The 12,773-nt window shown below is 72.1% G+C and carries 14 protein-coding genes; 4 read left to right on the top strand and 10 right to left on the bottom strand.

The genetic code is table 11. The features are described 5' to 3' along the window. Window positions 1–73 precede the first annotated feature (73 nt). Together FH608_RS22685 and FH608_RS22680 are read left to right on the top strand one after the other, a co-directional pair. The gene (locus tag FH608_RS22685; RefSeq protein ID WP_139632582.1) at window positions 74–1,252 is read left to right on the top strand and encodes a glycosyltransferase family 4 protein; all 1,179 of its coding nucleotides are present in this window, start codon (window positions 74–76) and stop codon (window positions 1,250–1,252) included. Between the two features lie 150 nt (window positions 1,253–1,402). Further along, window positions 1,403–2,263, top strand: a complete 861-nt coding sequence (locus FH608_RS22680; RefSeq protein WP_226899786.1) for a D-alanyl-D-alanine carboxypeptidase family protein — start codon at window positions 1,403–1,405, stop codon at window positions 2,261–2,263. A gap of 209 nt (window positions 2,264–2,472) precedes the next feature. Here the strand turns inward: FH608_RS22680 and FH608_RS52895 are convergent, their stop codons facing one another. The 7 genes from FH608_RS52895 to FH608_RS22650 all read right to left on the bottom strand — a co-directional run bounded on the left by FH608_RS52895 (window position 2,473) and on the right by FH608_RS22650 (window position 8,329). After that, window positions 2,473–2,730, bottom strand: a complete 258-nt coding sequence (locus tag FH608_RS52895) for a DinB family protein (RefSeq protein ID WP_226899785.1) — start codon at window positions 2,728–2,730, stop codon at window positions 2,473–2,475. 37 nt (window positions 2,731–2,767) lie between these two features. Continuing rightward, entirely contained in the window at window positions 2,768–3,004 is a 237-nt protein-coding gene (locus FH608_RS54430) for a maleylpyruvate isomerase N-terminal domain-containing protein (protein ID WP_394367698.1), read from the bottom strand. Window positions 3,005–3,111: 107 nt separating this feature from the next. Next, window positions 3,112–3,741 (bottom strand): alpha-ketoglutarate-dependent dioxygenase AlkB, encoded by a 630-nt coding sequence (locus FH608_RS22670; protein WP_139632580.1) that lies wholly within the window; start codon window positions 3,739–3,741, stop codon window positions 3,112–3,114. A 58-nt stretch (window positions 3,742–3,799) separates the two neighbouring features. Next, window positions 3,800–4,822, bottom strand: a complete 1,023-nt coding sequence (locus FH608_RS22665; RefSeq protein WP_139632579.1) for a WD40 repeat domain-containing protein — start codon at window positions 4,820–4,822, stop codon at window positions 3,800–3,802. Window positions 4,823–4,827: 5 nt separating this feature from the next. Beyond that, window positions 4,828–5,784, bottom strand: a complete 957-nt coding sequence (locus FH608_RS22660; protein ID WP_139632578.1) for a TolB-like translocation protein — start codon at window positions 5,782–5,784, stop codon at window positions 4,828–4,830. Between the two features lie 100 nt (window positions 5,785–5,884). Next, window positions 5,885–6,340, bottom strand: coding sequence for a hypothetical protein (locus tag FH608_RS22655; RefSeq protein ID WP_139632577.1), 456 nt, complete (start codon window positions 6,338–6,340; stop codon window positions 5,885–5,887). Between the two features lie 81 nt (window positions 6,341–6,421). Then, window positions 6,422–8,329: an aconitate hydratase gene (locus FH608_RS22650; RefSeq protein WP_139632576.1), complete on the bottom strand. Its 1,908-nt coding sequence runs from the start codon at window positions 8,327–8,329 to the stop codon at window positions 6,422–6,424. 80 nt (window positions 8,330–8,409) lie between these two features. Between FH608_RS22650 and FH608_RS22645 the strand changes: the two genes are divergently transcribed. Then, on the top strand, window positions 8,410–8,922 hold the full coding sequence (locus tag FH608_RS22645) for an AAA family ATPase (RefSeq protein ID WP_226899784.1): 513 nt from the start codon (window positions 8,410–8,412) through the stop codon (window positions 8,920–8,922). A gap of 21 nt (window positions 8,923–8,943) precedes the next feature. On the opposite strand, the gene FH608_RS22640 is transcribed toward FH608_RS22645, so the two are convergent. Then, window positions 8,944–9,492 carry a GNAT family N-acetyltransferase gene (locus FH608_RS22640; RefSeq protein WP_139632574.1) on the bottom strand — a complete coding sequence of 183 codons (549 nt, stop codon included), beginning with the start codon at window positions 9,490–9,492 and terminating at the stop codon, window positions 8,944–8,946. A 43-nt stretch (window positions 9,493–9,535) separates the two neighbouring features. Continuing rightward, the gene (locus tag FH608_RS22635) at window positions 9,536–10,243 is read right to left on the bottom strand and encodes a sirohydrochlorin chelatase (protein ID WP_226899783.1); all 708 of its coding nucleotides are present in this window, start codon (window positions 10,241–10,243) and stop codon (window positions 9,536–9,538) included. Between the two features lie 257 nt (window positions 10,244–10,500). Here FH608_RS22635 and FH608_RS22630 point away from each other — a divergent pair, with 257 nt between their 5' ends. Further along, window positions 10,501–11,811 (top strand): MFS transporter, encoded by a 1,311-nt coding sequence (locus FH608_RS22630; protein WP_193318563.1) that lies wholly within the window; start codon window positions 10,501–10,503, stop codon window positions 11,809–11,811. Here the strand turns inward: FH608_RS22630 and FH608_RS22625 are convergent. After that, on the bottom strand, window positions 11,759–12,691 hold the full coding sequence (locus FH608_RS22625) for an SPFH domain-containing protein (RefSeq protein ID WP_139632572.1): 933 nt from the start codon (window positions 12,689–12,691) through the stop codon (window positions 11,759–11,761). The two genes, FH608_RS22630 and FH608_RS22625, sit on opposite strands and share 53 nt — an antisense overlap. Window positions 12,692–12,773 lie beyond the last annotated feature (82 nt).

The following is a 12,773-nucleotide window of genomic DNA, read 5'->3' as shown; positions in this document are numbered from 1 at the left end:
CGCCACGTCGTCCGACGGCCGTGCGGCCGGCACGCGAGCGCCTCCCCGGGCACCGGATCCGGGGGTGCCTCTCGTGAAGATCCGCTACCTCATGCTGCACGCGTACGGCATGGGCGGGACCATCCGCACGGTCGTCAACCAGGCCAACGCGATGGCCGCCGCGGGTCACGACGTCGAGCTGGTCAGCGTGATACGGCGGCGCGAGACCCCGCAGTTCGCGCTCGACCCGCGGGTCCGGATCACCACGCTGGTGGACCAGCGCGGCGGCAGGCAGCCTGACTCGATCGCGCGCAAGGCCTGGCGCAGGGTACGCGGCAAGATCGTGCCGCGCGGCGAGTTCGCCGGGAACCAGTTCACCGAGCGGGTCGAGCGGGCGGCCATGGAGTACGTCGCCGGCCGGCGCGACGAGATCCTGGTCACGACCAGGCCCGCGCTGAACCTCATCGCCGCCCGCCGCGCCCCCGGGAACGTCGTCAAGGTCGCCCAGGAGCACATGAACCTGTCGGCGTACCCCGACACGATCCGCAGGCAGATCGCCCGCTACTACGGGCGCTTCGACGCGGTGACCGTGCTGACCGGCACCAACCGCCTCGAGTACGAGCGGCTGCTGCCGACGACCCCCATCGTGCAGATCCCGAACGCGGTCCACAAGGTCGAGCAGGAGCCGTCCCGGCAGGTCAACCCCATCGTGATCGCGGCCGGGCGGCTGGTGCCGCAGAAGGGCTTCGACCTGCTCATCGAGGCGTTCGCGCAGGTGGCGCCCGAACATCCGGACTGGCGGCTGCGGATCTTCGGCACCGGGCCGCGCAGGGGCGAGCTGGCGGGGCTCGTCGAGCAGCACGGGCTGGGCGGGCACGTGGAGCTGCCGGGGCGTACCGACCGGCTGGACAGGGAGCTGACCGCCGCCTCGGTGTACGCGCTGAGCTCGCGGTTCGAGGGCCTGCCGATGGTGATGATCGAGGCCATGACGCACGCGCTGCCCGTGGTCGCCTACGACTGCCCGACCGGGCCGCGCGACGTGCTGACGGACGGGGTGGACGGGGTGCTCGTGCCGCCGAGGGACGTGAACGCGCTGGCCGCCGCCCTGAACCGGGTGATCGGGGACCGGGGGCTACGGGTACGGATGGGACAAGCTGCCGCAAAAGCGTCGAAAGCGTACGCGCCTGAATTAGTGATGCCTTTGTGGGAGAACCTATTCCGAACGTTGCAGGCGGGCGGGCAGGTGACCCGCACCCCCTGGCCCCCTCACTGACGGATCCGGAAAAGATTTACCTGCAGATTTCCCCGGCGCTACCGGGGTTTCCCCACACCCTGTCATCAAAATTCGGTTATTTCGGGAAAAGCAGCCCAAAAGGGACGGCAACCTTGGGGCATGCGTATACCCAAAGCTCGCCTTACCGCCGTGGCAGGTGCCCTCGCCCTGGCCACGGGGCTTGCCGCGCCCGCGTACGCCCAGGCGTCCACCTCCACCGCCATCCCCGCCCCCGCCTCCGTCCGCTACGACACCCCCGCCGTGCACGCCACCGCGGCGTACCTGATGGACGCATCGACCGGGAAGGTGCTGTTCACCAAGGACGCCGACAACCGCCTGCCCATCGCCAGCATCACCAAGACGATGACCGCGTACGTCGTGCTGAAGACCGCCAAGCCCACGGACCTGGTGGAGATCCGGCGTGAGGACGTCCAGTACGCCGAGGACGGTGGCGGCACCACCGCCGACCTGCGGCCCGGCGACCGCATCCCCGTCGGGGAACTCCTGTACGGCCTGATGCTGCCCTCCGGCGCCGACGCCGCCCACGCGCTGGCCCGCACGTACGGACCGGGCGTCAAGGGCTTCGTCGCGAAGATGAACGCGACGGCGCGCGAGCTCGGCATGAACGACACCAAGTACGTCAACGCCGACGGCCTGCCCATGCCGGGCGGCGACGGCTACTCCACCGCCCACGACCAGACCGTACTGGCGGCCAAGGCGCTGCAGGTGCCGCTGATCAAGCAGGTCGCCGGGACGCGCTTCCACACGCTGGACGCCGACGACGAGCACCGCTCGTACAGCTGGCGCAACACCAACCGGCTGCTCGGCTCGCCGGGCGTGATCGGCCTCAAGACCGGCTTCACCCGGGCGGCGGGATACACGCTGGCGTTCGCGGGCGAGCGCGACGGGCGCACGCTGGTGGGCGTGCTGCTCGGCGAGTCCAACTCGGCCCGCCGCTTCGACACGGCCGACGCCCTCCTCTCCTGGGGCGCCGCCCGCGCCGCCGCCTGACCCGCGCCCGCCCCCGCGTGCAACCCTCCGCGGCGCCTGCCTGCGACTGGTGGCGATCTCGGCTTTGGACTGCTGCCTCCGGAGCGCCCTCCTCCCCGCTCCATCTCGATCTTGGTGGGCGGGAGCCGCTGTTCGGAGGTCGCGGTGACGACGACCACATGGCCGGCGTAAGTCACCCGGTCGGTGGCGGGGATGCTGGGCACGCCACGTCATCGAGAGCCACGAGCGATCCTCGCTCGTTCATGGCCGAGAAGATGCGCAAGTTGTTCCGTCGTGGAGAAGGTCCCGGCGGCGACCACCGGAGCGTCGTAACTGACGCCCCGTAGCCGGTCCGGGATGATGGCGGCGGCGTAGGAAAGGCAGCGATCGGCGATGCCGTTGGGGGCGTCGCTCGGCTGACCTGTCGCGACGGCAAGGTCCCAACCGTGCACGATCGTCTCGACGGTGAAACCGCGCGCCGCCTCCAACGCCGTGCACGGTCCCCAGGGCGGGATGACCGCGTCGTCACCCGCCAGCGGTGCACCAGGCCTCTCGAATCGAGGTCGACAACGTTGCGTACGTGGGGGCGAGTTCCGCATCGGGAACGCTGCTGATCACGTGAGGGATGTCCCGTGTCGGGACACGCCGGGCGGTGGCGAGTCCACGGTGCGCGGTGCCGATGAGATGACCCATCAGGCTCCGAACATCGAAGTCCTCGCAGGGAGTGCGAGTGTCGAGGTGCCTCGTAGGCACCGCCGCCATCAACCGCGTTACCCAGCCCAGGGCATCGAAGTAGTCCTGCCGTTGCCGCGCCATAGTCACGCGATCATGGTAGCCGTTGGACGCCGATGGCCCGAGGCGTCTGGCCCTCAGCGGACGTCGCGGGGGCGGAACTGGATGCTGATGCGCGGCCCCGCCGACCGGGCCGTCTTCGGGATGGCGTGCTCCCACGTGCGCTGGCAGCTCCCGCCCATCACGATGAGATCCCCGTGCCCGAGGTCGCGCCGGATGGACGGCCCGCCGCCGCGCGGCCGGAGCAGGAGCGGGCGGGGGCTGCCCACCGAGACGATCGCCACCATGGTGTCCTCGGTGCTGCCCCGCCCGATCGTGTCGCCGTGCCAGGCCACGCTGTCGCGGCCGTCGCGGTAGAAGCAGAGCCCGGCGGTGCGGAACGGCTCTCCCAGCTCCCGCTCGTAGTGCTCGTTGAGCGCCCGGCGGCAGTCGTCGAGCACCGGATCGGGCAGGGGCTCGCCCTCGTCGTAGAACTTGAGCAGCCGCGGCACGTCGACCACCCGGTCGTACATGCGACGCCGCTCCGCGTGCCACGGCACCGCGTCGACCAGCCGCTCGAACAGCGTGTCGGCGCCCGAGAGCCAGCCCGGCAGCAGGTCGATCCAGGCGCCGCGGCCGAGCTGGGTGCGACGGACCGCGGCGCCCAGCGGACCGACCCCGAGCTCCTCGTCGAGCCCGAGCAGAGATGCTTGGAACGAGGATGTCATGGTGTCGATCCTACGCCATGCTTCAAACACGTATTCGACTGCGTGGGGTGGAAGGGTGTCAGCCGCCGCAGGCGGCGAAGACGAACGTGTCCTTCAGCATCGTGTACCGATCCCTGACGCGCACGGCGCCCGTCTCGGTGTCGATCTGGACGATCGTCATCGTGTCGCCGCCGGAACGATGGCGCGTCAGGTGCAGGGTGACCTGCGTGTCACCGGTCCAGTCGATCATGTGGAGCTCCCCGGCCGGGAGCTTGATCCTCCTGCGGGCGGTGACCTGGTCGGTCTGCAGGTCGTACACGACGAGCTGCGGCTTGGCGCCCATCACGGCGCTCGCGACGGTGCGGCCGTCGGCGGACAGCGCCTGCGGCCCGTTCGCCACCACGACCTGCGGCGGCGTGCCGCGCAGGATCCGCTCGCCGGTGTCGGCGTAGACGGCGAGATCGACGACGGACTCGCCGGCGTCGACGCTGGTGAGGATCTCGTGGCCGTCGAAGCTGAACCCCAGCACCGACAGGTCGGCGGGCACGGTGCCGAGCCGTGCGCCGGTGGCCGTGTCGAACACGCGCGTCCCGCCGTCGGTCGTCGCGGCCAGCCGGCCGCCGTCGTCGGACAGCAGCAGGGTCACCCCGTCCTGCCGCACGCGGGGCAGCGCGTTCGCCGCGAACAGCGTGACGCCACCGCCGAGCGTGCGCACCGCCAGCCTGCCCTTCTTGGTGAAGTACGCGACGCGCAGGCCGTTCCCGCTGACGGCGACGGGCGCCGGGGCGTACCGCACCGACCTGCCCTTCGTGTCGAGGGCGACGCCCTGCGCGTCGGGCAGGACGCCGCGCTCGCCGCTGTGCATGACGAGCCGCCAGTCGCCGCACGGCCGCTCCTCGCCCTTGACCGTGCACTTCTTGATGGAGGCGTAGCGGATGGCGTCGTGCCCGGAGTGCGGGACCGCCCGCCGGTCCGTGCTCGGGCTCGCGAGTCGGTCGGCGGTCGCACCCGCGAGCCGGTCGGCGGTCGAGCCCGCGTGCGCGACACCGGGTGCCGCGACCAGGGCGGCGGCCACGACGACGGTGAGAATCCTTGCTCGCATGTCGTTCACTCCCCTGCCGTGACGGACGCGTACGCGGACTTGCTGACGCTGTATCGGTCGTTCTGCGTGACCCGGCCGGACTCGGGATCGACGGTGAGCACCCGTACCACCGTCGTCTCCCCTCCGCCGCCGCGCCGCACGCTCGCGTGGAGCCGCCCGCCGGCGTCCCACCACGCGGCGTGAACCTCCGTGTCCGACTCGAGCGGCAGGCCGGCGCTCGCGGACAGCTCGCCGGTCCGCAGGTCGTACGTCCGCACCCGCGGCGGCCGCTTCCTGTCGGCGTCGCCCCAGCTGAAGGCGGCCACCGTGTGCCCGTCGGCGGCCAGGGCGAAGGCGACGGCCCCCGCGACCACCTGGGGCGGCGTGCGCTTGACCGAGCCACCGGCGAGCGCGTGGGCGGCCAGCCGGGTCGTGTTGTCGCTCAGGACGCGCTGGGTCAGCACCTCGTCGCCGTCGCCGCTGAAGCCGAGCACGATGTCACCGCGCGGCAGCGTCGCGACGTGGCCGGTCGCGACCGTGACGACCTTGGCGGGCCCGCCCCGCGACGAGTAGGCGCGGTCGATCGAGACCTTGTCGCCGGTGGGTGACAGCATCAGGCTGACCGAGCCGCCGCCGACCGCCTTCGGCAGCGGCCTGGCCGGGCCGCCCGCGACCGGCTGGACGACCAGGCGGTGGTCGCCGGCGCGTTCGTACGCCATCACGCGGCCGTCCGCGCTGATCGCGAACGCGCTGTCCTCGGTGCCGGCGGCGCCGCGCACGACGACCTGCCGGCCGTCCCGCATGATCAGTCTCCAGCCGCCGCACGGATGGTCGATGGGGCTCTTCTTGCTGCTGCAGGTCTTGACCCAGGCCGCGCGGGCCGCCGGGGCGCCCGTCCGGGCGTGGGCGGCGCCGGCGCCGAGTCCCAGCCCGGCGATGACCGCCGGCGCCAGCAGCGCGGCGGCCATTGAGGGGTGTTTCATGACGTGTGATCCTCTCGCTCACCCCCTTAGACCCGGGCCTGGCGCGTGCGGTTGGTCACAGGTCGGCCACGGAGGGACGGGAGCCGGGCCGCCGCGCGGGCTAGAGGTAGGACCTGGTCGCGGTCACAAGCTCGGGCGTGGCGCCGGGAAGGTCGATGGCGAGGGCCGACTCGGGGGTGCGCTCGCGCACGTCCTGATCGCGGATCGCGAACACGGCCGGGGCGACCCCGACGTCGCCGTAGCGGCCGGCCACGGCCTCGCCGACGGCCCGCCGCACGTCGCGGACCACCTCGTCGGTGGTGTGGCCGGGGCCGGAGGCGGCAAGATAGCCCAGCATCCCGGCGAAGCGCAGCTCCTCCTCCGCGGCGGGGCGCTGCGCGGGCTGCACGGGGCGGTCGAGCCAGAAGACCTTGCCCGCCAGGAACGCCTCATAGCCGGCGCCCTCGCGGCCCAGCACCCGGGCCGTGCCGGCGAGCAACTCCCCGAACTCGGCCAGCTCCGCCCCGGGCGGCAGGTCCGTGGTGACGAACAGGGGCACGATCAGCGCGTCGAGCATAGGACTATCCCTCCGTGAGGTGCCTCATGGTAGAGGCGCGCACCGACAATCGGCGGTCACGCCACTCCCGGGGCCCGGCGGCTACCGGTTTCTCACCTGGGGGATCCACCCGCCGGCCAGGACCATGGCGCGCTGGCGGGCGGACAGGCGGTGGCGCAGGAGCATGTCGCCGCAGCGGATCTCGTCCCCCTTCTCCACCGCCTCGCGCAGCCCCTCCAGCCGTAGCTCGTCGCCCTGCCGAAGCCGGTCGTAGTCGGCCTCGTCGGTGAACTCCAGGGCCAGCACGCCGAAGTTGGCGAGATTCTGCCAGTGGATGCGGGCGAACGACTTCGCGACCACTACCCGGAGCCCCAGGTGGCGGGGGACGATGGCGGCGTGCTCGCGGGAGGAGCCCTGGCCGTAGTTGCGCCCGCCGACGACGGCGTGCGGCCCGGCGGCGCGGGCCCGCTCGGGGTAGCCGTCGTCGATCTGGCCGAAGGCGAAGTCCGACAGGGCCGCGATGTTGCTGCGGTACGGCAGCGCGCGGGCCCCGGCCGGCAGGATCTCGTCGGTGGAGATGTCGTCGCCCACCTTGAGCAGGACCGGCAGGGTGAGCGCGTCGGGCAGCGGGTCGAGCTCGGGCAGCGCGCCGATGCTCGCCGCCTTGACGAGCTCCACCTCGCGGGCCTCCTCGGCGGGCGGCGGGCGCTGGATCAGCGCGGCGGTGGCGCTCGCGGTCCGCGGCGGCCGTACCTCCGGGTGGTCCTGACCGAGGTCGCGCGGGTCGGTGATGGCGCCAGTGAGCGCCGCCGCGGCGGCGGTCTCCGGCGAGCAGAGCCAGACGGAGTCGTCGTGAGTGCCGGAGCGGCCGGGGAAGTTCCTGGGCACGGTGCGCAGGCTGTTGCGGCCCACCGCCGGGGCCTGGCCCATGCCGATGCAGCCGAGGCAGCCGGTCTGGTGGACGCGGGCGCCGGCCTCGACCAGCGTGGTGATGGCGCCGCTCTTGGACAGGTCGGCGAGGATCTGCCGCGAGGTCGGGTTGACCTCCATCGAGACCTGCGGGTGCACCTGCCGGCCGCGTACGGTCTCGGCCACGACCGCGAAGTCGCGAAGCCCCGGGTTGGCCGACGAGCCCACCACGACCTGGTGGACCGGCTCGCCCGCCGCCTCCCGCACCGGGATCACGTCGCCCGGCGAGCCGGGGCGGGCGATCAGCGGCTCCAGCCGGGACAGGTCGATCTCGTCCTCCAGGTCGTAGCCGGCGTCCGGGTCGGCGGCCAGCTCGGTGAAGTCGCCGGCGCGGCCCTGCCCGTCGAGGAACTCGCGGACCCGCTCGTCGGCGGGGAAGACCGAGGTGGTGGCGCCCAGCTCGGCGCCCATGTTGGCGATCACGTGCCGGTCCATCGCGCTCAGCGTGCGCAGCGCCGGCCCGTGATATTCGATGACCTTGTTGACGCCGCCCGCCACGCCGTGGCGGCGCAGCATCTCGAGGATGACGTCCTTGGCGCTCACCCACGCCGGCAGCTCGCCCGTCAGCCGGATCCCCCAGACCCGCGGCATGGTCACGAACAGCGGCTGCCCGGCCATGGCCATCGCCACCTCCAGGCCGCCCACGCCGATCGCCAGCATGCCCAGCGAGCCGGCGGCGCAGGTGTGGGAGTCGGCGCCGGCCAGCGTTCTGCCCGGGACGCCGAAGTGCTGCATGTGGGTGGGGTGGGAGACGCCGTTGCCGGGCGGCGAGTACCAGATGCCGAAGCGGCGGCAGGCCGAGCGCAGGAACAGGTGGTCGGCCATGTTGCGCTCGTCGGCCTGCAGGAGGTTGTGGTCGACGTACTGGACGGCCACCTCGGTGCGGACGCGGTCCAGGTCCAGCGCCTCCAGCTCCAGCATCACCATCGTGCCCGTGGCGTCCTGGATCAGCGCCTGGTCGACGCGCAGGCCGATCTCCTCGCCCGGCCGCGGCTCGCCGCAGACCAGGTGGGAGCCGATCAACTTCTGGGTCAGGTTCACTGCCGTCCACCCCCCGACGCGGGCTGGATCGCCTACCCGGCCCGGCCGGGCCGAAACCGGCGGCCGGTAAGATCGCGGGCATGGCGGCGGCTCTCCTGATCACCGGCACCGTGGGCGTGGGCAAGACGTCCGTGGCCGACGCCGCGGGCGATGTGCTGGCCGACGAGGGCGTCCCCAACGCGGTGATCGACCTCGACTGGCTGCGGCGCTCCTGGCCCTCGCCGCCGGGCGACCCGTTCAACGGCGGCCTGGCCCTGCGCAACCTGCGCGCCGTGGCGGCGAACTTCCTCGCTTCGGGGGCGGAGCGGCTGGTGCTGGCCGGTGTCATCGAGGACCGGGGCGAGCGCGCACGGTACGAGGAGGCGCTCGGCGTCCCGCTCACCGTGTGCCGTGTACGACTACCGCTCGCGGAGACGCGGCGGCGGCTGCGGGGCCGGCACGTGCTCGACCCGGAGGGGCTTGACTGGCACCTCGCCAGGGCCGGGGAATTGGCGGCCATCCTTGACACGGCGAAGGTCGAGGACTTCTCTGTGGACGGCACCAGCGCCCCGAGGCGGGTCGCGGAAGAGGCGATCGGCAGGTGGCGGCCCTAGCGGTCGGTCGATCCACCGGCCCTAGCGGTCGATCCACTCGTCCTCGAGGGCCGAGTGCACGATCGAGTCGCGCCAGCCGTGCGGCGTGTGGACGTGGTGCCGGATCCGCCCCTCCTCCACCATCCCGGCGGTCAGCATGGCGAGCTGGGCGGGGAGGTTGGCCGGGGCGCGGGCGCCCCAGATGCGGTGCAGGCCGAGCTCCTTGAAGCCGAACGACAGCAGTAATCGGACGAGGTCGGTGCCGATCCCCCTGCCCCACTGGTGGGGGTGGAGGCCGAAGCCGATCTCAGCGCTGTGCGGGTGGTCGGTCTCGACGTGCAGGCGGGCCACGCCGATGACGTCGTGGTGGGTCCGGTCGACGACGGCCAGCACGTAGAGCAGGCGCGGCTGCGCCGAGGCGGCCTCCATGGCCTGCTCGACGAGCCTGGCCACGTCGTCCTGGGTGCGCGGCGCGAACGGCATGTGCTGGGTGGCGGTGGCGTCGCCGTAGACGGCGTGCAGGCAGGGCACGTCGGCCTCCGTGACGTCACGCAGGCCGAGCCGATCGCCGTCATATGAGACCCGCCGCATTCGCCGACGGTAACGCGAGTCCCGCGATCTCTACAAGCCCATGTCAAGTGGCGAGTTGACTACCGTAGGCGCGCGCGACGAGTTCGGCGACGGCGCCGTGGGAGCCGAGGGGCTCGGCGTGCCCGGCCTCGATCGTGGCGGCGGCCCGCTCGACGATGCCGGCGGGGGCCTCGTGGCCGATCATGCAGGGCGCGATGGCCAGCCGCTCCGCGCCCGCCGCACGGAGCCGCTGGGCGGCCACGCCCACGCCCGGCTCGCTGTCGAGCGAGGCCGCGACCACGGGCAGGGTGAGCCTGGAGGCCAGGAGCACCGCCGTGGCCTGCACGGCGTGCACGGCGTGCTCGCCGCCCACGGTGCCGAGGATGACGGCGTCGACGGGGCTGGAGACGTTCAGCAGGCGTACGCGGTCGACCCTCGCCAGGCCGCGCTCGGCGAGCCTGATGTGCAGGGCCTCGGCCAGCAGCGGGTGCGGGCCGAGCGCCTCGGTGACGACGGCGCTGCTGCCGGTGGCCGCCACGGCCTTGCCGATCTCGGCCATGACGACGGGATCGTCCCAGGTGAGCAGGGGCACGATGACGGCGTCGCGGCCGGTGGGCAGGGAGTCCGCCAGATCGGTGACGCTCGTCAGCAGGACCTCGATCTGCGGGTTGTCGACGCGTACGACGGCCGCGATCTCCTCGGCCACACCGGCCGTGGCGCCTGGGGTGGCGAGCACGAGCACGGGGGCGTCCGGCGGCAGGGACGTGGGCACGGGACGGCGGTGGCGACCGCCGCCCGGCCGGGGGGAACGTTCACGTACAGGCAGGCTCACAGGCGGGCAGTTTATGCCCATCCGGAGGCCGTTGTTCTGTGAATAGGTGGCGATTCCGTCACAACGCGAACCGTGCGCACGAGATCACATCGTGATCCCACTATACGTTGACATATCCATACAAAGCGGGAAATCTGAAGCAACTAGAAACGCGTTCTAGAGCGACCCTCACAGACCCGTCCCCTCGGAGGATGGCGATGAAGCCGTTCTACGTCCGCGAGCTCAGTGTCTATCCCGTCGGCCGCCGCAGGGTGCTCCTGCTGGCCACAGCAGTCCTGGCGAGCCTGGTGGCCAATTTCGAGACCACCCTCGCCACCATCCTGCCCCTCCTCATGGACGACCTTCGCATGTCGCTCACCGAGTACGGGCAGATCGCGGCACTGTCGGTCCTGGTGGGAGGGATCTCGGCCGGGTTCGGCGGCATCCTGTCCGACCGCTGGGGGCGGGTCACGATCCTGGTGCCCACCCTGACCGTCACCGCCGCCTGCAACTTCCTGCTGGCCACCGTGGACAGCGTGGCCGAGCTGTTCTGGATCCGGTGCCTGATGCTCTTCATCGAGGGCGCCGGGATCACCATCACCGCCTCGCTGGTGCGCGACTTCTCGCCGCGCATGGGCCGGGCGCAGGCGTTCGGGTTCTGGACGTGGGGGCCGGTCGGGGCCTCGTTCCTGGCCTCGTTCATCGCGGGGTTCACGCTGCCGCTGTTCGGCAACGCCTGGCAGTCGCAGGCGATCATCATGGGCGTCGTGTCGCTGACGATGTGCGCGATCATCATCTGGAAGATCGCCGAGCCGTCGGCGGCGCTGCGCGCCCAGGTGGTGGAGGCCGAGCAGGCCATCCAGGCCGAGGAGGGCGCCGCGCACGGCCGGCTGCGGGAGCTGTTCAAGCATCCGCACCTGTGGGCGCACGTCCTCGGCAACACCGGCTGGCAGGTGCTCTACTGGACGTTCGCGATCTTCGGCCAGACCATCCTGACCGGCGCGTTCGGCATGGACCCGGCCGCGGCCAACCGCGTCGTGGCGCTGGGCATCGTGCTCAACGCCCTGACCGTGGTGGCCGTCGGCCGGATGTCCGACAGGACGCGGCTGCGCAAGCCGTTCGTCGCCGTGGGCACGGTGCTGACCGCGCTCCTGCTGGTCTACCTGATCTCGCTCGTCGGCCCCGGCGTGCCCGCCGCCCAGGTGACGGTGGTGTACGCGCTGCTCTACCTGTTCATGGGCATCGCGTACGTGCCCTGGATGGCGAACTTCTCCGAGAACGCCGAGGACGTCGATCCCCGGCTGCAGGGCTCCGCGCTGGGCATCTGGGGCATGGTCGTCCGCGTCATGATCGTGGTCATGCTGGTGGTCTCCCCCATGGTGGTCGAGGCCTCCGGCTGGCGGACGTGGCTGATCGTGGGACTCGCGGGGCAGGTCGTGTTCCTGGCGTCGATGGCCGCCTTCAAGGGCCGCTGGTCTAACGCGACGGCACCACGACCGACTGCGGATTCCCCGGGGCGTACACCGTGATGCCCTGCGGCAGCGACTTGAGCTTCTCGATCTCGGCGCACGCGGGGCACTTGTCGTAGCCGTCCTGCCTGGCCCGGTTCGCGTCCGCCTCCGCCCTGGCCTGGGCGACCTTCGCCTGGGCCTCGGAGACGGCCGCCGCGGCGGCCAGCGAGCGGTCCACGGCCTGCTGCACCTCGCCCGGCAGCGTCACCTTGACCAGGGTGAAGCGCAGCCCGGTCAGGAAGTCGCCGCCCAGCGTGACCGGCAGGTCGCGGGCCAGCGAGGCGTTGACCGCGTTCTGGACCTTGGCGATGTTGGCGTTGCTGTCCTGCGGCCTGAGCGCGGAGCTCTCCAGCAGCGAGCAGGACGGCACCAGCTCGGCGCAGCGCATGGCGCCGATCTGGCCGCGCAGCGCGTTGTCGATCACCGGGCGGACCGCCTGGCCGAAGAACGCGGACCAGCCGTCGTCGCCGTCCCAGGCGTAGAGCGAGCGCTCGTCCTGGGCGCGGAAGGTCCGCGTGCCGTACTTGTCGTCGAACCGCTTCAGCGTCTCGTGGTCCAGGTTGAGCGTGAAGTAGAGCGTGCCCTCGATGCCGAGGTTCACGCCGTCGCTGCTCGGCACCGTCACCACGTCCACCCCGAGCGTGGTGGCCCGCTTGGCGTCGGCGGTGATCGTGTAGAAGCGCTGCTGCGCCGGGTAGACGTGCGCGGAGGACCACATGCCGGTCCAGGTCACGCCGGAGCCGGGGTCGATCACCTGGCGCACCCGGTTGTCGTCGAGCGGGCCGCCGTCGCGGATGACGGCCACCTCTCCTCCGCCGGTGGTCTCCAGGCCCCCCACGCCCCCGATGAGGAGGGGGATGCCGACCAGCGCGGCGAGGACGATCAGAGCGATTCTCATCCGTACCCCTTCCCGCGGGCGGCGTCGGCAGCCGCCGCCCGCGGCTTTCGCGGCGATGGGAGGGACGGTCCGGCGGAGCGGC

It is taken from the genome of Nonomuraea phyllanthi, assembly GCF_006334985.2.
GTDB lineage: Bacteria > Actinomycetota > Actinomycetes > Streptosporangiales > Streptosporangiaceae > Nonomuraea > Nonomuraea phyllanthi.
The sequence above is the reverse complement of the archived record's forward strand: the minus strand, read 5'-3'. Positions and strand labels throughout refer to the sequence as shown.

Coding starts and splice junctions, on each gene's coding strand:
- FH608_RS54430 (WP_394367698.1), bottom strand. CDS start 3,004: ATGGCGGCGGTGCCTACGAGGCACCTCGACACTCGCACTCCCTGCGAG.
- FH608_RS22670 (WP_139632580.1), bottom strand. CDS start 3,741: ATGACATCCTCGTTCCAAGCATCTCTGCTCGGGCTCGACGAGGAGCTC.
- FH608_RS22665 (WP_139632579.1), bottom strand. CDS start 4,822: ATGCGAGCAAGGATTCTCACCGTCGTCGTGGCCGCCGCCCTGGTCGCG.
- FH608_RS22660 (WP_139632578.1), bottom strand. CDS start 5,784: ATGAAACACCCCTCAATGGCCGCCGCGCTGCTGGCGCCGGCGGTCATC.
- FH608_RS22655 (WP_139632577.1), bottom strand. CDS start 6,340: ATGCTCGACGCGCTGATCGTGCCCCTGTTCGTCACCACGGACCTGCCG.
- FH608_RS22645 (WP_226899784.1), top strand. CDS start 8,410: ATGGCGGCGGCTCTCCTGATCACCGGCACCGTGGGCGTGGGCAAGACG.
- FH608_RS22640 (WP_139632574.1), bottom strand. CDS start 9,492: ATGCGGCGGGTCTCATATGACGGCGATCGGCTCGGCCTGCGTGACGTC.
- FH608_RS22630 (WP_193318563.1), top strand. CDS start 10,501: ATGAAGCCGTTCTACGTCCGCGAGCTCAGTGTCTATCCCGTCGGCCGC.
- FH608_RS22625 (WP_139632572.1), bottom strand. CDS start 12,691: ATGAGAATCGCTCTGATCGTCCTCGCCGCGCTGGTCGGCATCCCCCTC.